The organism is Nocardioides asiaticus (assembly GCF_040049175.1).
In the GTDB taxonomy this organism is placed as follows: domain Bacteria; phylum Actinomycetota; class Actinomycetes; order Propionibacteriales; family Nocardioidaceae; genus Nocardioides; species Nocardioides cheoyonin.
In genome coordinates this window covers 667,191-686,654 of the sequence record NZ_JBDZDM010000002.1, presented here as the reverse complement: position 1 = coordinate 686,654, position 19,464 = coordinate 667,191, and the positions used below count along the sequence as shown (strand labels likewise).

The window sequence follows — 19,464 nt, the reverse complement described above, 5'->3', positions numbered from 1 at the left end:
GTCAGTCGGCCGCGGTCGGTCGGCCCCGGTCAGTCGGCGCCGGGCGCGACCCGGATGGAGTTCTCGACGACGTCGGCGATCTGCCGGTAGCCCTGCGCGGACGGAGCGCGGGCGTCGTCGCCGGCGCCGTCGGGCAGCTTCCCGCCGAGGTTGCCGTCGACGTTGTAGAGCTGGCGGATGGGGTGGAACTTCCCGCCGGCGGTCCGGCACGCCGCCGACATCGCGTGGTCGACGTCGTCGACCTGCGCCGGATCCCCCCAGGCGCCGAGGCAGAGCAGCTGCACCTTCGGCGCCCGGCGGTGCAGCCAGCGGGCCAGGTCGAGGTACTGCAGCCGGGCGTCCTCCGACGTCGTCCTGCCGACGTTGCCGGCGCCGAGCTGGATCACGGCGACGTCGAGGTCCGCCGGCGCGTCCTTGGGGGTCAGCCCCCCTCGGACCTCCTCGATCGTGCGGCCGGACGTGTGGACGTCGATGACATCGGGGGTGACGTGCTGCCGGCGCAGCCAGCGCGTGGTCAGCGCGAGGGGCGTGCCCCTGCGCGCCACTCCGTCGGGCGCCAGCATCTCGCTCGCGACGAGGATCCTCGGTCTGCGGGAGTGGACCACGACCTGGAGGGACCGCACCTTGAGGTCGTGCTCCCGCTCCGCCTCCGAGCGCTGCTCCTCGATCGACTGCCCGACCGCCGTCGCCGAGCCGGTGGAGTCCGAGTGCCTGGACCAGTGGAAGGCGTAGGCGAAGATGGCGATGAGCGCGAGGAGGCAGGCGATGCCCGCGGCGTACCTGATCTGCTGCGCGCGATGGTGAGGGGGCACTCGTTCCTCCTAGGTGTCCTTCTTCGGCTTCGTGCGGCCCTTGGCACCCCTCTTCGCCTGCGCCTTCTTCCCACCGGCCTTCGCGTGGGTGACGCCGAGCTTCTCGAACCGCTTCTCGAGCCGGGCACCGAGGTAGCTCCCGATCGTCTCGGAGTAGGTGTCGGACAGGTGGGCGAGCTCGTCGCGGTAGACGAGCACGTGGCCCATGATCGCCGGGCAGCCGTCGTCGGCCTTCGGGCAGATGACGTCGTTCATGCTCACGAACTGCTCGCCCGCCTCCTTCGCCGCGTCCTCGAGCGGGTCGGAGAGCTCGAGGGCGTCGCTGCGCGGGGTGCTGCAGTCGTCGTCGGGGCTGACGGTGCGCCTGCTGACGCAGCGCATCGCCTCGTCGCTGACCTGCGGCACGTCGCCGATCACGACCATCGGCACCTTGCCGACGTCCGCGAACGCGTCCGCGGCGCGCTCGGCGGCGGCCTCGCGGTCGTCGCCGAAGTTGCGGCGGTAGTCCGAGGTGACCAGCGCGTCGTAGCCACCGGTCCGGATCTTCCTCATCACCTTCGACCACGAGGGGCAGCTGCCGCTGTCGCCCCAGGCACAGCCCTGGCCGACGTACGACACCAGGTGCCAGCCGCGGGCCTGCGCCGTCTCGTCGAGCCCGGCGAGCCACTGCGCCATGTGGCTGTCCCCGACCACGGCGATCTTGAGCTTCCCGGAGGCGTCGCCGTAGTCGCAGGACTTGAAGTGGACGGCGTCGTACTGGTTGAAGCAGCGGTACGCCACCGACGAGTCGTCGCGCAGGGACTCGGGCGCGGGGTAGACGCCCTCCCCGTCGACCGAGGCGCACGTCTTGGGCTGGACCTCCGCGACGGCGCCGTAGCACTTCGGCTGGTAGCCGGAGCCGCCGGCCTCGGCGGCCGCGGAGAGCTGGAAGGAGCTCGCCGGCGGCGTCGGCGACTGGAGGGCGGTGCCCGCGAAGACGACCAGCGCCAGGCTCGAGGCGGCCAACAGCAGGTAGCCCTGCTGCTGCCCCCAGAAGCCGCGCCGGAAGCGGCGCAGCGACCAGCGGCCGTCGAGCCAGGTCGACTTGCGGATCGGGTCCTCGAGCAGGTGGAAGCTCGCGACCGAGAGCACGAGGACCAGGGTGAGCGCGGTCGCGATGTAGGCCGCCGAGTCGGGCAGCAGGTAGGACTCGAGCAGGATCGCCACCGGGAAGTGCCACAGGTAGAGCGAGTACGAGATGTCCCCGAGATAGTTGGCGACGCCGCTGGTCAGCGGCCACGCCCTCACCCGGGCGCCCTCGCCGGCGACGATCACGACGGCGGTCGCCACCACCGGCAGCGCTGCCCATGGGGCGGGGAAGCCGACGTCCTCCTTGACCACGAACATCGAGCCGACGATGCCGGCCAGGCCGGCGTACGTCAGCACGGGCCGCACGGGGCCGGGCAACCGCGCGAAGACCGGCGCGAGCACGGCGACCAGGGCACCGAGGCCGAGCTCCCAGGCCCGGGTGAGCGAGGAGAAGTACGCCGCCGACGGCTGCGCCTCGGTGGCGTGGAGCGCCCAGGCGAAGCTGGCGGCACCGATCACCGCGATCGCCACGCCGGCGACGACGCGGCTGTGGGTGCCGCTCCACCGGAACCACCTCGCGCCGATCGCGAAGAGGAGGAGCAGCAGCCACGGCCAGACGAGGTAGAACTGCTCCTCCACGCCGAGCGACCAGTAGTGCTGCAGCGGCGACGGCAGCTGCCCCTGCTGGAAGTAGTCGGTGCTCTGGGCCACGAACCGCCAGTTGGCGGCGAAGAAGAGTGCCCAGACCGCGTCGACGAGCGTCTGCTTCGCCTGCTGGGCACCGAGGGCGAGGACGGAGACGACGACGGTCGTGTAGAGCACCGTCACCGCCGCCGGGACGACGCGCTTGATCCGGCGGGCGTAGAACCCCTTCGCCGAGATCGTGCCGGTGCGGTCGTGCTCGCGCAGCAGCAGCGCGGTGATCAGGTAGCCACTGATCACGAAGAAGACGTCGACCCCGACGAAGCCGCCGTCGGGCCATCGGAGCACGTGGTCGAGGATCACCGCCACGACCGCGAGGGCGCGGAGGCCCTGGATGTCGCGGCGTGCGTTCGCGACCGGCTCGGCCGTCGTACGCCGCGCCCTCCACCAACGAACCGCCCGAGAAACTGCGTTGGACAACGTCGACTCCTAGGTCGTCAGCCACGCATCGTTGCGTCCGGCCGGTGGTCAACTGTCGCGTCGAGACTAACGAGGGCGACGGGGGAATGTCGCCAGGGGGGCGGGTGAGACCTGTCTCAGCGCCACAGATCGGCCGGGAACGCGGCCAGGAGGGGCTCCGGGTCCCACACGGGCGGCTTCTCGCCGCCGAGCGCGATCGCCTCGTCCACCGACGAGGCCGTCTCGTACGCCGGCCGGCCGGTGCCGCGGTAGTAGTCGTCGTACTTGAAGCCGGGCTCGGTGCCGCCGACCACGAGCCGGGCCGGGATGCCGAAGGACTCGGCGACCACGACCCCGTGGAGCGAGGAGCCGACGACGAGCTCGCTGCTCGCGATCTGCGCGATCACATCGTGGACGGGGCGGCGCGGGCTGACCGCGCGCGGGTCGTGTGCGAAGCCGCTCCAGTCGTGCATGTTGGGCACGATCGTCACCGGGCGCGTCGTACGACCGGCGGTGTAGGACTCGCGGGGGAAGAACCGCGACCAGAGCAGGCCGGGGTCGCCGTAGACCTCCGGGACGGTCGTGCCGACCGACTGCAGCACCTCGCGCGTGCGCGGCCCGCGTACGGCGCGTACGTCGAGGCCGGGCGCCCCGCCGAGGTCGTCGCCGGACTTGGGGTTGACCCCGCTCCCCCAGACCACGTCGCCGGGCTGGGAGTAGTGCATGATCGAGCCCACCGTCAGCACCCGGCCGCGGCCGGCCGCAGGGTCGAGGCCCCGCTCGCGCAGGATCGCGTCGACGAGGACCGGTCCCAGCACGTCACCGAAGTTGTTGACCCGCGGGCCCACGCGGAACATCTCGGAGAGGCGCCCGGGCAGCGGCAGCCGGCGCGGGTTCCAGTGCACGATGTGGGCGGGCATGGGCCGATGCTAGCCAGCGGTCCAGACCTCCCGGCCAGTCTCCGGAGGGCGATGTGTGACACGTCTCTCCGCCGGGGCCGGTGCTCCGCGTTGGGGTCTGGTGACAGTATGTGAGGGACCTGAGGTCGCCCCCCGGAGGTCACGACGGCGTGCCCCTCCCGCGGCGATCCCACGTGACAACTAGCCCTCGGGAGGCCAGTTGAGCGACACCCGGTCCCTGCCCACGCGCGCCGTCAGAGGCGTCGCCTGGGTGGCGGTCGAGAAGTGGGGCGGTCGACTCCTCACGCTGCTGGTCTTCTCGATCCTCGGTCGAATCCTGTCGCCTGACGACTTCGGCCTGATGGCGCTCGCCGCGTCCATCGGGGCGATCGTCCAGGTCTTCGTCGAGAACGGCATGGCCGAGGCGCTGGTGCAGAAGAAGCACCTCGAGGAGCGCGACGTCCACACCGCCTTCTGGACCTCGGTCGGCACCGCCATCGTGCTGTACGCCGCGCTCGTCGCGCTCTCGCCGCTGCTCGCGGCGGCGTTCGACGAGCCGCGGCTCGCCTCGATCATCCCGGTGTCCGCGCTGGTGCTGCCGATCGCGTCGCTCTACAGCGTGCCCGCGGCCCTCCTCGAGCGGGAGCTGCAGTTCCGCAAGCTGACCTTCCGCCAGCTGGGCGGCAGCATCGTCGGCGCCGCCGTTGCGATCACCCTCGCGCTGGTCGGCGCGGGCGTCTGGGCGCTGGTCCTCCAGCCGGTCGCCACGGGCGCGGCCGCCGCGCTCATCCTGTGGTTCCTGTCGGGCTTCCGGCCGAAGCTCACCTACTCCCGCGACGCGATCCGCGGGATCTGGACCTTCAGCATGCAGGTCATCGGCATCGAGTTCCTCAACGCGATGCAGTCCAACGTCGACAAGCTCGTCGTCGGCTCGTTCTTCACGCCCGCGGTGCTGGGCTACTACTTCATCGCGCAGCGGCTGCTGACCATCGTCATGGAGGTCATCGCAGCCGTGCTCGCGAAGGTCTCCCTCACGACCTTCTCGCGGGTCCAGGACGAGCCGGAGCGGATGCTCACCTACTTCAAGGCGCTCACCTTCGCCAGCGCGGCGATCGCGTTCCCGATCTACGGCGGGATCGTCGCCTTCGGCCACCCCATCACCGACCTGCTGTTCGGGTCGGGCTGGGACCGGACCGTGCCGATGATGATCCTGATGGCGCCCTCGGCGGCGCTCGCCTCGGTGACCTTCTTCGACAAGAGCGTCCTGCTGGCGCGGGGCCGCGGCAACGCCTCGCTCAAGGTCGCCGCCGGCCAGTTCGTCTTCGGGACCGTCGTGCTGCTGGTGGCCGTGCCGTTCGGCATCAACGGCGTAGCCGCGGCCCGGTCGATCAGGCAGATCGTCTTCTGGCCGGTGCGGATCTACACGCTGCACAAGCACACCGGCCTCTCCCCCGTGTCGTACCTCCTCCAGTTCGTGAAGCCGATCCTCGCGACGGCCGTGCTCATCGCCGTCGGCCTCGCCCTGCAGGCGACGCCGTGGGCGCACGTGGGGTGGAGCACCGTGACCTTCCTGATCCCGGCAGGCCTCATCGTCGTGGCGTGCTACCTGGCGACCATGCGTGCCGCCGCCTGGCAGGAGTGCCTGCGCATCCTGCGCGTGCTGAGGCGCTCGTACGCGCCCGCCGAGACCCCGATGTCCACCTGAGAGGGATCCCGCATGCACCTGCTGAGGCTCTCCGACCACCGGCTCGAGGCGCCCGTCGAGGCGCTCGGCCGGCTCGCCAGCGAGCACGGACACCTCAACGTCTTCAACCCGAGCGTCGTGGTGGTGGACGGCACCTGGCACCTCGCCTACCGCGCCCAGTCGCGGCCGGGCGAGAAGCCGTTCCGCGCGTTCTACGCCCAGGGCGGGCCGGACGGCTTCGGTACGCCGGTCGACCTCTCCGAGGTCGCCGCGGCGGCGGGCCTCGCGCCGACTGCGGATCCGAAGCTGTTCAGGCTCGACGGCGAGGTGTACGCGACGTTCAACACCGGCTACACCGCCGGTACGAACAACGAGATCTGCGTCATGCGGCTGACCCCGGAGGTCGGCCCGCCGCAGCGCTGCCTGCTGGCCGACCGCCAGTTCGTGGAGAAGAACTGGGCGTTCTTCCACGGCGGTGACGGCGTGCTGCACGCGATCTACACGCTGCGGCCGCTCGTCCTGCTGCGCCTGACGGCCGGGGACGTCGGCACCTCCGACGACCTCAAGTTCGAGCGGGTCGTGCCGGACGCCTCCGGCGGGCCGAGGCTGCCCGACCTCACCATCGGGACCCAGCTCTCCTTCGCCGATCCGCAGACGGCGTACCTCATCGGCCACCAGAAGGTCGTGATCGGCCGCAAGCGGGCCTACCTCGGCCGGCCGGTCCGGGTGGACCTGTCCGGGGGGCGCTTCGCCGTCCGCGCCGGCGACGCCCGGCTCATCCACTCCTACCGCGCCCTCGTGCCGCCGCGGGACCGGCACAACCCGAACCTGATCTCGGCGACGTACTTCTCCGGCCTCGTCGCCCGGGAGGGCCGCTTCCTGCTGGGCTACGGCATCAACGACCTCACCTACTCCTTCGCCGAGCTTCCCGTGGAGGCGCTGTGGGCGTGAGGACCTTCTACTGGGACGCCGCGACCGCCCGGCAGCCACAGGGCTGGCGGCGCGTCCTCGGCCGCGGCACCGGCTTCCGGGTCGGCAACGCCGGCGACCTGTTCAACCTCGACCTGCTGCGCTGGGCCTACCCCGGCGCGGAGCTCGACAACGTCGCGGACGACGGCCGGCGGCTGCTGCTCGTCGGCTCGGTGGCCCACCGGATCCTGCCCGGCGACGTCGTGTGCGGGATCGGCTCGAAGAAGGACGCCGTGCCTCCCGCGGCGCACGCCCCGGTGCGCCTGCTCGGCGTACGCGGCCCGAGGACGCTGAAGCTCTTCGAGGAGGGCGGCCACGACACCACGGCGGTCCGCTTCCTCGGTGATCCCGGTCTCCTCATCGGCAGGATCTACCCGGAGGTCCTGCGGCAGGAGGCCGAGCCGGGCCGGGTCATCTTCGTCCCGCACTACCGGGAGCGCCGGCAGTTCCGGCCCACGCGACGCTACGACGTCGTCGACATCGACGCGACCGTGCCGGAGATCGGCCGGGAGATCCGTCGCGCGGAGCTCGTCTACACCTCCTCGCTGCACGGCCTGGTCTTCGCCCACGCCCTCGGCAGACCGGCCGTGCTCGTGACCCCGCGGAGCGACGAGCCCGCCTTCAAGTACGACGACTACCTGCTCTCGATCGGCGAGAGGCCCGGCTCCGCGGGCTCGCTCGACGAGGCGCTGGCGCGGCCGGCGCCGCTCAGCCCGCCCGACGTGAGCGCGGCGATCGAGGCGATCTCCCTGCCCGACCTGTCCGAGCTGGCCGAGTACGGCGTCTCCGCCGCCTACCCGGCGGCGTCCGCCAGCGACCGTGAGGTCTCCTGAATGCAGCCACTGGTCTCGGTCATCATCCCGACCATCCGCGACGACGCCGACCTGCGCGAGGCGATCCGCTCCGTGCAGGAGGACGGCTACGACAACCTCGAGGTGATCGTCGTCTGGGACGGTCCGGAGGCGACCATGCCGACCGACAGGGTCGAGCGCGTCACCTACGTCGCCACCGGAGGCGTCGGCACGCCGGGCGCCAACAACCTCGGCCTCGAGACCGCACGGGGCGACTACGTCGCGCGCCTCGACGCCGACGACATCTCGCTCCCGGGCCGGTTCGCCGCGCAGGTCGCCGCCCTCGAGGCGAACCCCGACGCGCTGCTCTCGGTCACCAACGCGAAGGTGGTCGACGCGGAGGGCGCCGCCGTGGGCGACTACCCCCGGGTGCGGCAGTCGGACCTGCCATGGGCGCTGCTGCGCTCCAACGCACTGGTGCACTCCACCTTCATGTTCCGCCGCAACCCGCTGCGCTACGACACCCGCTGCGTCCGCATGCAGGACTACGAGCTGGCGATGCGGCTAGCGGCGCAGGGCCCGATCGCCGTCGTCGACGACGCGTACGTCGCCTACCGCGTCCACCCGCACCAGTCCGGTCGCAACGTGACCGCCTTCTGGCACTACATCCCGGTGGTCCTGGGCACCCGCCGGATGCTCGCGCGCCGGCTGCGGCGCCCGGTCAGCCAGGTGCCGCGCGATCTGGTCTGGTTCGGGGCGCAGTACTCCAACAAGCTCGGCCTGCGCGACCGCTACACCGCGCTCAAGGGCGGGGGCAGCGGCAGCAGAGCCACCGAGCCGCGCGTGCTGCAGTCGGTCAGCGAGGGCTACAGCACCGACAACCCCTACATCGCCCAGCTCGTCGAGAGCACCCGGGCGCACACGCAGGTGCACTACTTCACTCCGAAGCGCCTGCTGCTGGGGCGGTACGACGTCTTCCACGTGCAGTGGCCCGAGCTGCTCGTCCGCAGCAAGGGCGGCGGGGCGACCTGGGTGAAGCGGGCGGTCGTCCTCCTCGGGCTGCTGCGGCTGCGCCTGACCGGCACGAAGGTCGTGCAGACGCTGCACAACCCGAGGCCGCACGAGCCCGGCGGCCTCCTCGAGCGGGCACTGGTCCGCGCGATCCACCGTGTCACCGACACTTGGATCCTGCTCACCGACGACCCGAGCGCCGAGGCTCCGGGGCGGCGCGTCGTGGTTCCCCACGGCCACTACCGCGACTGGTTCGACGGCATGGAGCTGCCGCCGGACGTGAAGCCCGTCGACTTCTGCTTCTTCGGCCAGGTGCGGCCCTACAAGGGCGTCCCGGCGCTGCTGGACGCCTTCGCGGCCGTCGACGACCCCGGTGCCAGCCTGCGCATCGCCGGCTCCGCCTCCGACCCCGACCTGCGGGCCCGGATCGAGCGGGCGGCCGCCGCCGACCCGCGGGTGGACGCGGTGCTGCGCCGGGTCCCCGATCCTGAGCTCGCCGCCCTGGTACGGTCGGCCGTGCTCGTCGTACTCCCCTACGACGACTTCTACAACTCCGGCGCCGCGCTCCTGGCGCTCTCGCTCGACACCCCGATCCTCGTGCCGGAGAACCCCGTCACCCGCCAGCTCGCCGACGAGATCGGCGAGGACTGGGTCATCACCTACCCGGGCGAGCTCACCGCCGGGACGCTCACCACCGCACGGGAGCGCTCCCGCCACCGGCCCGAGGACGCCCGCCCGGCCCTGGAGGGCCGGGACTGGGAGTCACTGGCCCCGAGCGTCATGGAGGCCTACCGATGAGAGTCCTGTGGACCTGGATCCTGGTCCTGCTGAGCGCCTTCGTCGGCGCGTACGCCGTCGTGGCCGGCCACGGCCCCGTCGTCCTCGCGCTGGTCGTCGCGCTGCTGCCGATCGCGCTGCGGTGGCTGACGCTGCTGGAGTACGTCGTGGTGTCGTCGCCGTTCATGGCGTACGTCTCCGTCGGCGGGCCGCTGCACGCCGCCGTCTCCGACGCGGTCATCCCGTTCCTGGCGCTCGCCGTGCTGGCCAGCGGTGAGCTCGACGCCGAACGGCAGCGCGGGCTGCGCCGGATCGTCGGCTTCTGCCTCGTCGGCGTCACGATCGCGGTGGCCTCCGGCGCGTGGGCCACCCTCACGCCGCTCGGCTTCGACTTCCTAGTCGGCATCTCCAACCTGGCCAAGCTGGTGATCGTGCTCGGCTACACGTGCATCGTCGCCGCCGCGGTCGCGGCGATGCCGGTCCAGAAGACCTTCCGGGCGCTGCGGATGTGGGGCTGGGTCGCGGCGGCGCTCGCCGGCGGCTCGATGCTGACCTCGTTCGCCGGCGTACCTCTCATCCCGACCAGCGGCACCCGCTCCTACGGGTTCTTCCAGGACCCGAACCTGTACGCCGGCTACCTGCTCATCTCGCTCGCCGTCGTCATCGCGAGGGAGTGCTACAAGGGGATGCGCGAGACGCCGATCCTGCTCATCCTGATCTCCGGCGGCATCATCGCCACCGCCTCCCGCAGCGCCGCCGGCACGCTCGCGGTCATGCTCGTGCTCGCGGCGCTGCTCATCCGGGCCCGGCGGGTGCGCTGGACGCTCATCGTCCTCGCCGTCGTCGGGGTGTGGGTGATCATGGGGCTGATGGCGGCCGCGCCCGACCTGATGTCGCTGCCGGCGCTCGACCGGCTGACGACCGCGAGCGAGGTGGCCAGCTCCGACTCCCGCTTCGGTCTGTGGGCGCGCGCGATCGAGCTGTGGCAGGAGAGCCCCTACCTCGGCATCGGCATCGGGCAGTACCAGCTCCACTCCGCCGACGTCTTCGGCACCTCGGGCCGCACGGGCAACGGCTTCGTCGCCCACAACACCTTCCTGAGCTTCCTCTCCGAGACCGGCGTCCTCGGCCTCGGAGCGCTGCTCACCGGGCTGGTGCTGATGGCGAAGGCGACGTTCAGCCTCAAGCCGCTCGGCCGGCGGATCGACAAGGCCTTCCTGCTCGGCGTCATCGCCGTCGCGGCCCAGATGATGACGCTGAACCTGCAGAACGTCCGCTACGTCTGGCTCCTCTTCGGCGTCATCCTCGGCCTCCGGCTGCGGCTGCAGGCGCGGGCCGGCGAGGCGGCCGACGGCACCGAGCCGGCGCACTCCGACGCCGAGCCCGACGCGACGCCTGACGCGGAGGCCGACGCTGAGCAGGTCACCCGCAAGCAGCCCGCCGTCCCCGCGCCGCGGGAGCCGGTCGGCGCTGGCGCGCGTCGACCCTAGCGCGTCAGGCCCGGCGCGTCGGGCCCGACGCGTCAGTCCTGGCGGTGACGCTCACGGGCGAGCGCGTCCCACAGGGCCAGGTGGTCCTCGGCGACCCGTCGTACGGAGTAGCGCTCGACCGCGCGGGCGCGCGCGGCGGCGCCGGTGCGTTCGCGTAGGCCGGGGTCGTCGAGCAGCCGGGCGAGCTGGTCGGCGAGCGACGCGACGACCTCCTCGTCGCTCGTACCGTCGACGAACACGCCCGCGCCGTCGAGGACGCCCGAGCCGCCGACCCGGGTGGTGACGATGGCGTTGCCGGTCGCCATCGCCTCGAGCATCGCGATCGAGAGCCCCTCCCAGCGGCTGGGCATCACGACGGCCGCGGCAGACCGGTACAGCGGGACCGGGTCGACCCGACCGGCGAAGGTGACGTGGTCGGAGATGCCGAGGACCACGGCGAGCTCCCGGAGCTCGCCGTAGGCGGGCCCGTCACCGGCGAGCACGAGGCGTACGTCGTCGCGGCCGTCCTCCACGCGCAGTCGCTGCACGGCGCGGAGCAGCCGGTCCTGGCCCTTCTGCTCCGACAGCCGGCCGACGCAGACGAGGAGCCCCTTCTCGCGCGGCTCGCTGCCGGGGGCGTAGGCGTCGGTGTCGATGCCGTTCTCGATCAGCTGCAGCCCGCCGCGGCCGCGCAGGTGGGCCAGCCCGTCGGCGTACTCCTCCTGGGAGACCGGGATCGTCGCGTCGGCGTAGCGAGCGGCCCAGCGCTCGAAGCGGAGGTAGGCGGGGCCGAGGCGGCGGCTGGAGTACCACGACCAGCCGTGCGGCGTGAACACCACCGGTGGTCGCCGGCGGCGCGGCAGCGAGGCGGCAGCGATCCTCCCGACCGCACCGGCCTTGCTGGAGTGCAGATGGACGACGTCGTACGCCGGCAGGAGCGGCCGCAGGGCGCGTACGGCGGCGAGGTCGGCCCCGCTGGGGCGGCGCTCCATCGGCAGCTCGACCCAGGACGCGCCGGCGTCGGTGGCCCAGGCGCGCAGGTCGCCGTCGTCGGGGCAGGCCACGATCACCTCGTGACCCGTCTCCACGGCCGCGCGGGCCAGCTGTGCGACGACGACCGCCGTCCCCTCCGTGGTCGGCTGGGCGACCTGGAGCAGCCTCATCGGCGCGTCACGCCTGCGTGGAGACGGCCGCTCCGGCCGCGACGTCGCCCTTGACGTCGCCCTCCGCGGTGGGATCGCCACCGCCACTGCCACCGACCGGACGGCTCCGCGCCGGCACGCCGACGGCGACGTGGTCGGCGGGCACCGAGCGCGTGACGACCGCGTTGGCGCCCACCCGGCAGCGGTCACCGACCATGATCGGGCCGATGACCTTCGCCCCCGAGCCGAGCTCGACGTCGTCGCCGATCACCGGGGAGGTGTCCACGGCCTCCGCGTCGCCGCCGAAGCCGCCGAGGGTCACGCCCTGCTGGAGGCGGCAGTCGCGGCCGACGCGGACGTACGGGCCGATGACGACGCCCGTCGGGTGGTAGAGCCGCAGCCCGGGACCGAGCTCGGCCTGCCAGGCGATGTCGGCGCCGGTGAGGACGTGGTTGACCTGCTTGACGAGCAGCCCGAGGAGCGGGTGCACGCCGCCGGCGGCCGTCGCCATCCGGACGAGGACGACCGCCAGCGAGCGCACCGTGAAGAGCCGGAAGATCCCGCGCGGGCCGAGGTCGAGGTCCTCGCGGAGCGTCGACAGCACCGAGCTCGACATCGCGGCTCAGCCGAACTCGGGCTTGGCGTCGGCCTTCACCTCGGACGCGACCTCGGAGGAGATCTCGGCGCGGGCAGCGGGCCTCGCCCGGTCCTGGTCGGTGCCCGTGCCGGCGCCCTTCGCCGCCCCCTTGGCGGCCCGGTGACGCTGCTCCGGCGCGTAGCCGTAGCCATAGCCGTAGCCATAGCCGTCGCCGTAGGAGCGGCCCTTGCCCGGCACCGCGTTGAGCACGATGCCGACCAGGTGGGCGTCGACCTGGGCGAGCCGCTCGATCGAGTGGCTGACCTGGTCACGGGTGACCCGGCCGTGGCGCACCAGCAGCAGCGCGCCGTCGGCCTTCGCGGCGAGCAGCGCCCCGTCGGTGACGGGCAGCAGCGGCGGCGCGTCGATGATGACCACGTCGTAGTGGGCCCGCAGGTCGGTGAGCACCTCGGCCATGGCGTTGGACTGCAGCAGCTCGGCCGGGTTCGGCGGGATCGGGCCACTGGCCAGGAAGTCCAGGCCGGTGTCGTGGTGGGTCTGGACGGCGTCGCCGAGCTTCACCGTGCCGACGAGGAGGTTGGTCAGCCCCACCGCGGAGTCGAGCTGCAGCTTCTGGTGGGCCTTCGGGCGGCGCAGGTCGCCCTCCAGCAGCAGCGTGCGTACGCCGGCCTGGGCCAGGCTGATGGCGATGTTGGTCGCCGTGGAGGTCTTCCCCTCCTCGGGGATGGCCGAGGTGACGACGAAGACCTTCTGCGGGGTGTCGACGTCGATGAACTGCAGGTTGGTCCGCAGCACCCGGAACGCCTCCGCACGGGGCGCGTGTGATCCGATGTCGCTGACGAGCGGCGTCTTGACGACCTCGCTGTCGTAGACGATCGAGCCCAGCACGGGGGCGCTGGTGACCTCGGCGAGGTCGTCGCTGGAGTTGATCCTGGTGTCCAGCTTGTGGCGCAGCACGGCGAGGCCGAGGCCGATGAGGAGGCCCACGATCAGGCCCATCCCGGCGTTGAGGGCGGGCTTCGGCGAGACCGGGGTGTCGGAGTACGACGCGGTGTCGACGATCGTCGCCTTCACAGGCGCGGAGTTCTGCCCCGGCGGCGTCTCGAGCTCACGGACGGTGTCCGAGAGCTGCTCGGCATAGGCCTGGGCGATCGACTGGGCGCGGTGGGGGTCGCTGTCGGTCGCCGTGACCGTCAGGTTGACCGTGCCCTCGGTGGACTTCGCCGAGACCTCGCCGGAGAGCTCCGAGGGGGTCATCGGGAGGTCCAGCTTGTTGATCACCTTCTGGGCGACCGCCCGGCTCGAGACGAGGTCGGCGTACGACTTCACGCGCGCCTCGGAGAACTGTCCGCCGGCGAGCAGCTCGGCATCGGAGACGGACGACGTCGAGACGAAGAGCTTCGCGCTCGACGAGTAGCGGCTGGTCTGCATCAGGCTGAGCCCGAGCGCAATGGCTGCGCACAGGACCGCCGTCACCGCGACCCAGAGCCAGCGGCGTCGCAGCACCTTGAGGTAGTCGGTCAGCTCCACAAACGGATTCCTTCCTCATCGCGCCCGGTCGCGGTCACCGGTCGGGGTCCGGCAACTCCAGGAGGAGTAACCGAGGGTAGCGGCTGTCGGGGCAGGACCTGAGCGCCTGTGACGCACCACATGCCGCGGGTGGTGCCCTTTGAGGCGTACCGGGGCGTACGGATCAGCATGCCGATCCCACGCTCTCGGTCGGCCGACCCGGCTCGATCCCGGGGGTGGTCCGGAGCTGGGTGTCGGCGGTCTGTCCCTTGCCTGACGTCATCGTCCAGGCGAAGTCGGCGGTCTGGCCGGGGGCGAGCTGCACGTAGAACTGCGCGATCGGGCGGTCGTGCTCCCGGAAGCGCAGCGCGTCGAGCGGCTTGCCGTTCTGGGTGACCTTGTCGATCGTGCCGCCGGCGGGCCCGAAGACCCGCACGGTCTCGATCTGCGTGCCGCGCGGGACGCCGTACGACGCGCCACCGGTGACGGTGTCGGACAGGCTCGTCGCGGCGTCCTCGGGTGCGACCGACTTGAAGGTCGCGGAGGCGTCGAGGCCCTGGACGCCGTCGGTGCAGTACGTCGAGGAGACGTCCACGTCGTACCTCAGGTAGTACGACATCTTCGCGCCGGTCGTGTCGTTGACCGTCACGTCGACCCGAGGCTCCGACGAGGGTCCGTCGACGGTGCCGGCGACCCTGGTGCCGTCGAGGCGCTTCTGGACGTCGTCGTGGAAGGAGTGGACGTAGACCCGGTGCTCGCGGACGCCCTCGGCGAGCGCCTTGAGCAGCGTCTCGGGGTTGTCGTCCGAGGAGAGCACCTTGTCGAAGACGGCGCCCGCGACGACGCGGAAGACGGCGTCCTGCGCCTCGGGCGGGTACTTCGCGTAGACGTCGGACAGGAGTGTCTTCACGACGTTGTCCGAGGTGATGGTGAGCGGCTCGAGGCTCGCCGCCGGGACCGTGGTGGCGCCGCCCGCGATCGACGAGGTCGACAGCTCGGTCTCCGGGTGGACGGTGACCGGCCCGGTCGCGTCGAGGATGTAGGACAGCGCCACCGGGTCCAGGCTGAGGACGCCGTCGATCTTGTCGCCCTCGACCTGCTCCCAGCGGGCCTTCCACAGGTCGGAGGCGCGGGCGAAGTCCGGGGTGAAGTTGGCGTCGAGGAAGTAGGTGCCGAGCTGGGGGCCGTACATCGCCTTCTCCGCCTTGGTCAGCGGAAGCACCGGCGTCGGCGCCTCGCCGAGGTCCTTGCCGGCCACCTGCTTGTCCAGGGTGAGCTTCCCGTTGTCGGCGTGCAGCAGCGAGACGGCGCCCGGGAGGCCGCCGGTGGCGCGGACCTCGGCGTTGTTCTGCACGATGAGCAGGTAGTTCTGCGGCCGGTCCTTGCCGAGCATCGAGGGCAGCACCTGGGTCGCGGTGTCGGCCGAGCGCAGCGCGGTCGCCGCCGACGAGACCTCCGAGTGGAGGTAGCGGTAGCGGTCCCGGAGCGACCGCACGAAGCCGCTCGGGTCGACCGCCCCGAGCTCCGCGTCGGCGGCCGAGAGGGCCTTCGCGCCGGCGGCGACGCTGCCGTGCAGCTTCGTCACCGCGTCCACGTCGATCCGCCCGTGCTGGGGTACGACGGCGTGCAGGTCGGTGCTGGAGGCCGCCAGCTCGGCCAGCCCGTGCTGCGAGAGGTCGTCGATGACGTCCACGGCGGTGCGTACGCCGGTGGCGTCGTCGCCGAGCCACGGCACGTGGGTGGCCAGCCCCCACCACGGGGAGTCCGCGTGGTCGGCGGCGCTGGCGCTGTGCTCCTGCAGACGCTGCAGCGTCGACCGGATGCCGGCCTTGTCACCCTTGGTCACGGCGGTCTTGAAGGCCGCGGCGTCGTCCTGGGCCGCGGCCAGGTCGTGGTTGATGCGGTAGGCGAGATAGCCGACGTACGCCCCGAGGGCGAGGACGGCGATCACCACGGCTGCGAGCAGGAGGCGCCAGTGACGGCGGACCAGCATGGAGCTCCTCATGACGGGGGGCTTGGGAACGCAGCGGGTGCCGGGTGGTCGTCGTCGACCGCCCCGCCCGCTCACCCGCGTCGCGGGTGTGCGGAGCCTCCCCGCCCTCCACGGGAGCGGGGAGGCTCACCGGTTGACTCAGCTGCGCTGGCCCAGCTGCCGGGCGTACGGCGTCCCGTTCACGACGGTCACCGGGCTCGTCGCCCGCGACCAGGTGAAGAGGGACCCCGGTGCCGGGGTGAAGGTCGCCGTGACGGTGTAGCTGCCGGGGCTGAGCGGCTCGCTCACCATGAAGGCCGAGTTGCCGGGCCAGGGAGCGACCTCGTGCTCCCAGTGACCCTCGCCCTGGATGACGACCTCGAGCGTGCCCTTGGCGAAGAAGGGCGTGACCGCCGAGAGTGCCACGGCGACGCCGCCGGCCGGGACCACCGGGGTGGCCCAGGAGGAGGTGTGGGTCTGGATCGTGCCGGGGTAGCCCTTGTGGCTACCGAAGCCCGGCTTGTGGGGCTTTGCCTGCAGCGCCGAGGCAGCGGGCCCGGACACCGACACGAGGCCGAGAGCCATGACGAGTGCCGCGAACGCAGCAAGGACGAGCTTCTTCATCTGAGTCCTCCAATGGTCGCCCGAGACGATGGGCGGGCTCAGTTCAGCGTCGAACTGACGGAAGCGATTGCGCATTAAGATTCGCAGACGTCGCGCCAGTTGTGGAGCCCCCGGGGCGACTTTCGGCGCGGCTTCGCAGATTTCGGGCTGCGTTCACCCGCCCGTGACCGGCCCCGACCGGGTCGCGTGCAGGCCGGTCGGACTGGCCCTGACCTGCGCGTTCTTCCCCTGCGCGACCCAACTGGTCCAGACGACCAGACCGGTGCCGCTGATTTCTCAATTTCTGCTGTGACTCGACCTTTCTTTGCCTAACTTGAGGCGTGCACCGGCCCAATGGGGGGCGCTGGTGATCGGTTCCGTCTCAGGCGGACAGGCACATCTCTTCCCGTGGGGGCGCACGCATGACGATCCTGTCCGAGCGACGGGGGGTCCGCGGCATCGCAGGGCCCAGTCGGTCGCTGCGCTACCTGCCCGCCACGGCCTTCCTGCTCGATCTCGCCGTGATGGTCGGCGCCTGCCTGGTCGGCGTGCTCGGCCGCCTCCACCTGCCGGTCTTCCACAGCCTCACCGACGTGAGCTCGCGGGTCACCGTGATCGGGCCGGTCCTCATCGCCACCTGGGCGGCCACCCTGTGGGTGCTCGGCGCCTACCGGTCGGAGATCTTCGGGGCCGGCACCGACGAGTTCAAGCGCGTCGTGAGCTCCAGCGTGCACGCCGCGGGCCTGCTCGGCGTGGTCTGCTACCTCGGCAAGTTCCCGCTGCCGCGCGGCTTCTTCGTGCTCACGTACGCCGTCGGCGTACCCGCCCTCGTCATCGGCCGCGCCGTCCTGCGCCGGCTCCTGCACTCGGCGCGCACCAAGGGCGTGCTCCAGGAGCGGGTCCTCATCGTCGGCGGACCGAGCCAGATCGACGACGTCGCCACCGTCCTGCGCCGCGAGCGCTGGCTGGGCTACACCGTCGTGGGGGCGGTCGTCCCCTCGTCGTACGCCGAGCCCGAGACCGCCGGCGGCGTACCCGTCCTCGGCCGCGCCGACGACATCGGCGCCCTGCCGGCGTGGTGCGGCGGGGTGGACGTGCTGTTCATGACCGGCGGGCTGTCGTACGGCTCCACCGAGCTCCGCAAGCTGGTCTGGCAGCTCGAGCAGTACGCCGTCCAGCTCGTCGTCGCCCCTGCCGTCACCGACTTCTCCGGCGAGCGGGTGCGGGCGCGCCCGGTCGGCGGGCTGCCGCTGGTCCACCTCGAGGGGCCGCGCTGGCAGCACGCCGCCCGCTGGGCGAAGCGCGCCTTCGACGTCGCCGGCTCGTCGATCCTCCTCGTGCTCGGCCTGCCGGTCTTCGTCGTGGCCGCCGGGTGGATCAAGCTCCACGACCGCGGTCCGGTGCTCTTCAAGCAGAACCGGACGGGACGCAACGGCGTGGAGTTCGCCTGCCTGAAGTTCCGCACCATGGTCGTCGACGCCGAGGCGCTGCTCGCCCGGCTGCACGAGGAGCAGGGGTACGCCGGCGGGCTGTTCAAGATGAAGGACGACCCGCGCATCACCCGTCCCGGCCGTCTCCTTCGGCGCTTCTCGCTCGACGAGCTCCCGCAGCTGATCAACGTCGTGCGCGGCGACATGAGCCTCGTCGGCCCGCGGCCGCCGCTGCCGACTGAGGTGGCGACGTACGACCCCGACACCGCCCGTCGGCTCCGCGTCCGGCCCGGCCTCACCGGTCTGTGGCAGGTCTCCGGGCGCTCGGACCTGTCGTGGGAGGACTCGATCCGGCTCGACCTCTTCTACGTCGACAACTGGTCGATGCTCCAGGACATCTCGATCCTCGGGCGGACAGTCGGCGCGGTGCTCGGGCGGCGCGGAGCCTACTGAGGCCGCTCGCCGTCGGCGCCCTGCTGGCGGACGAGGGCTTCGGCACGCCCTCGATGCGGTCGCTGGCCAAGACGATGAGGTGCAGCGCGGCCTCGCTGATGAACTGGTTCGAGACCAAGGACCGGATGCTCTGGCTAGCCTCACGCGCCTTCGCTGACCACTGGCGCTTCGAGCTGGGCTACCGCGTCGGCACGCTCGGCTGGGCAGGCTTCCTGCCCTATGACGAGCGCGACCGCCAGCTCACCGTACGCCGGCGGATCTGGTCGGAGCTCGGCCGCAACGATCCCCGCATCGGCGCGGTGATGGCCGAGGTCGTCCTCGACGAGGAGTCCCTGCTGGCGGACTTCCTGCGCTATCTGGGCGTCTCCGAGGAGGCCGTGATCGCGGAGGCACGCCGGCTGCATGTGTTCCTCCTCGGGCTGTGGATCCGGATGACCGAGGTCGCCGAGCCGCTCGCGCGCGAGGAGGCGGAGACGATCTGGCGCGCGCTCGGAGGGCCCCTTGGCGTTTGAGCGAACGTTCGCTCAAACCGATCCGCTCCAATCGAGTAAAGAGAGACCGTGCCAGCGTCACCGGTCGTGCCCTAATGTCGGTGAGGTGCGGCAGCCGTGTCGCGAGTGTCCCTGTGTGAACACCGCTCCGGGTCACCCGGCATGACTGCCGCACCCCTATCTGGTCCCCACACGTACGGGTGTTCCATTCGTCTCATGGCGCTCATAGTTTTTCCGAACGTACGTTCTATCCTGTGCCCATGCGCGCCGCGGATCCGGTCCACGTCTGGGTGGACCTCACGAACTCGTGGGGCCCCCGCGCGGAGCCCGGCGTACTCCTCGCCTGGCGGAAGGGCCGCGACGGCTGGGAGGGGTGGGTGATCCGGGTGACGACGTACTCCACCGGCCAGGGCTCCGAGGTGCACGTCATGCAGTCCTGGGTCCCGGCGGCCCTGATCCGGCCGGCACGCACCGAGGCGCCGAAGGCCGACATCTCCCGACACCGGCCGGTCAACGGCTGACGAGACGCGCGAAACCTCGACAAATGAGTCGGGGCCCCACCCGCCGGTGGGGCCCCGATCTACGCATCAGGCCTGGGAGCACCAATGCCGAACGTGGCGGCCGAGTCGCGCCATTGAGCTCACGCGGAGGCGATTTCGGGGACCAGCTCCGGGTGACCACACAC

General features: G+C 71.8%; 16 protein-coding genes. 8 read left to right on the top strand and 8 right to left on the bottom strand.

Translation table 11 applies throughout. From position 1 onward, the window contains the following. Positions 1-29 precede the first annotated feature (29 nt). The 3 genes from ABLE53_RS09115 to ABLE53_RS09105 form a co-directional block, all read right to left on the bottom strand. Complete coding sequence (locus ABLE53_RS09115; RefSeq protein ID WP_348858513.1) at positions 30-812, bottom strand: SGNH/GDSL hydrolase family protein; 783 nt, start codon at positions 810-812, stop codon at positions 30-32. Between the two features lie 9 nt (positions 813-821). After that, positions 822-3,002: an acyltransferase family protein gene (locus ABLE53_RS09110; RefSeq protein ID WP_348858512.1), complete on the bottom strand. Its 2,181-nt coding sequence runs from the start codon at positions 3,000-3,002 to the stop codon at positions 822-824. A gap of 116 nt (positions 3,003-3,118) precedes the next feature. Continuing rightward, a complete protein-coding gene (locus ABLE53_RS09105) occupies positions 3,119-3,901 on the bottom strand; it encodes a polysaccharide pyruvyl transferase family protein (protein WP_348858510.1) in 783 nt (260 codons plus the stop codon). A 199-nt stretch (positions 3,902-4,100) separates the two neighbouring features. On the opposite strand from ABLE53_RS09105, the gene ABLE53_RS09100 reads away from it, so the two are divergent. The 5 genes from ABLE53_RS09100 to ABLE53_RS09080 are packed head-to-tail and all read left to right on the top strand — an operon-like array spanning position 4,101 to position 10,602. Next, positions 4,101-5,585 carry a lipopolysaccharide biosynthesis protein gene (locus ABLE53_RS09100; RefSeq protein WP_348858509.1) on the top strand — a complete coding sequence of 495 codons (1,485 nt, stop codon included), beginning with the start codon at positions 4,101-4,103 and terminating at the stop codon, positions 5,583-5,585. A 12-nt stretch (positions 5,586-5,597) separates the two neighbouring features. Beyond that, positions 5,598-6,515 (top strand): hypothetical protein, encoded by a 918-nt coding sequence (locus tag ABLE53_RS09095; protein WP_348858507.1) that lies wholly within the window; start codon positions 5,598-5,600, stop codon positions 6,513-6,515. Then, positions 6,512-7,366 carry a polysaccharide pyruvyl transferase family protein gene (locus ABLE53_RS09090; protein WP_348858506.1) on the top strand — a complete coding sequence of 285 codons (855 nt, stop codon included), beginning with the start codon at positions 6,512-6,514 and terminating at the stop codon, positions 7,364-7,366. Before ABLE53_RS09095 ends, ABLE53_RS09090 begins: the two co-directional genes overlap by 4 nt. Next, a complete protein-coding gene (locus ABLE53_RS09085) occupies positions 7,367-9,133 on the top strand; it encodes a glycosyltransferase (protein WP_348858504.1) in 1,767 nt (588 codons plus the stop codon). Continuing rightward, a complete protein-coding gene (locus tag ABLE53_RS09080; protein ID WP_348858501.1) occupies positions 9,130-10,602 on the top strand; it encodes an O-antigen ligase family protein in 1,473 nt (490 codons plus the stop codon). The genes ABLE53_RS09085 and ABLE53_RS09080 overlap by 4 nt, the downstream gene beginning before the upstream one ends. Before the next feature lie 32 nt (positions 10,603-10,634). Here ABLE53_RS09080 and ABLE53_RS09075 read toward each other — a convergent pair whose 3' ends face one another. From ABLE53_RS09075 to ABLE53_RS09055, 5 genes are all read right to left on the bottom strand, one after another. Beyond that, positions 10,635-11,744: a glycosyltransferase gene (locus ABLE53_RS09075; RefSeq protein ID WP_348858500.1), complete on the bottom strand. Its 1,110-nt coding sequence runs from the start codon at positions 11,742-11,744 to the stop codon at positions 10,635-10,637. 7 nt (positions 11,745-11,751) lie between these two features. Beyond that, entirely contained in the window at positions 11,752-12,339 is a 588-nt protein-coding gene (locus ABLE53_RS09070) for a serine O-acetyltransferase (protein WP_348858498.1), read from the bottom strand. 6 nt (positions 12,340-12,345) lie between these two features. Continuing rightward, the gene (locus tag ABLE53_RS09065; RefSeq protein WP_348858497.1) at positions 12,346-13,851 is read right to left on the bottom strand and encodes a tyrosine-protein kinase domain-containing protein; all 1,506 of its coding nucleotides are present in this window, start codon (positions 13,849-13,851) and stop codon (positions 12,346-12,348) included. A 163-nt stretch (positions 13,852-14,014) separates the two neighbouring features. Next, complete coding sequence (locus ABLE53_RS09060; RefSeq protein WP_348858496.1) at positions 14,015-15,823, bottom strand: DUF4012 domain-containing protein; 1,809 nt, start codon at positions 15,821-15,823, stop codon at positions 14,015-14,017. 138 nt (positions 15,824-15,961) lie between these two features. After that, positions 15,962-16,426 (bottom strand): hypothetical protein, encoded by a 465-nt coding sequence (locus ABLE53_RS09055; RefSeq protein ID WP_348858495.1) that lies wholly within the window; start codon positions 16,424-16,426, stop codon positions 15,962-15,964. Between the two features lie 401 nt (positions 16,427-16,827). Between ABLE53_RS09055 and ABLE53_RS09050 the strand changes: the two genes are divergently transcribed. The 3 genes from ABLE53_RS09050 to ABLE53_RS09040 all read left to right on the top strand — a co-directional run bounded on the left by ABLE53_RS09050 (position 16,828) and on the right by ABLE53_RS09040 (position 19,300). Continuing rightward, on the top strand, positions 16,828-18,288 hold the full coding sequence (locus ABLE53_RS09050) for a sugar transferase (protein WP_348858494.1): 1,461 nt from the start codon (positions 16,828-16,830) through the stop codon (positions 18,286-18,288). Positions 18,289-18,341: 53 nt separating this feature from the next. Further along, positions 18,342-18,800 carry a hypothetical protein gene (locus tag ABLE53_RS09045; RefSeq protein ID WP_348858493.1) on the top strand — a complete coding sequence of 153 codons (459 nt, stop codon included), beginning with the start codon at positions 18,342-18,344 and terminating at the stop codon, positions 18,798-18,800. 239 nt (positions 18,801-19,039) lie between these two features. Continuing rightward, complete coding sequence (locus ABLE53_RS09040; RefSeq protein ID WP_348858492.1) at positions 19,040-19,300, top strand: hypothetical protein; 261 nt, start codon at positions 19,040-19,042, stop codon at positions 19,298-19,300. Positions 19,301-19,464: the final 164 nt, after the last annotated feature.

Excerpts from the sequence above, each read along its gene's own strand:
- ABLE53_RS09105 (WP_348858510.1), bottom strand. The coding sequence starts at position 3,901 with ATGCCCGCCCACATCGTGCACTGGAACCCGCGCCGGCTGCCGCTGCCC.
- ABLE53_RS09095 (WP_348858507.1), top strand. The coding sequence starts at position 5,598 with ATGCACCTGCTGAGGCTCTCCGACCACCGGCTCGAGGCGCCCGTCGAG.
- ABLE53_RS09085 (WP_348858504.1), top strand. The coding sequence starts at position 7,367 with ATGCAGCCACTGGTCTCGGTCATCATCCCGACCATCCGCGACGACGCC.
- ABLE53_RS09080 (WP_348858501.1), top strand. The coding sequence starts at position 9,130 with ATGAGAGTCCTGTGGACCTGGATCCTGGTCCTGCTGAGCGCCTTCGTC.
- ABLE53_RS09075 (WP_348858500.1), bottom strand. The coding sequence starts at position 11,744 with ATGAGGCTGCTCCAGGTCGCCCAGCCGACCACGGAGGGGACGGCGGTC.
- ABLE53_RS09070 (WP_348858498.1), bottom strand. The coding sequence starts at position 12,339 with ATGTCGAGCTCGGTGCTGTCGACGCTCCGCGAGGACCTCGACCTCGGC.
- ABLE53_RS09060 (WP_348858496.1), bottom strand. The coding sequence starts at position 15,823 with ATGCTGGTCCGCCGTCACTGGCGCCTCCTGCTCGCAGCCGTGGTGATC.
- ABLE53_RS09055 (WP_348858495.1), bottom strand. The coding sequence starts at position 16,426 with ATGAAGAAGCTCGTCCTTGCTGCGTTCGCGGCACTCGTCATGGCTCTC.
- ABLE53_RS09050 (WP_348858494.1), top strand. The coding sequence starts at position 16,828 with ATGACGATCCTGTCCGAGCGACGGGGGGTCCGCGGCATCGCAGGGCCC.
- ABLE53_RS09045 (WP_348858493.1), top strand. The coding sequence starts at position 18,342 with ATGCGGTCGCTGGCCAAGACGATGAGGTGCAGCGCGGCCTCGCTGATG.
- ABLE53_RS09040 (WP_348858492.1), top strand. The coding sequence starts at position 19,040 with ATGCGCGCCGCGGATCCGGTCCACGTCTGGGTGGACCTCACGAACTCG.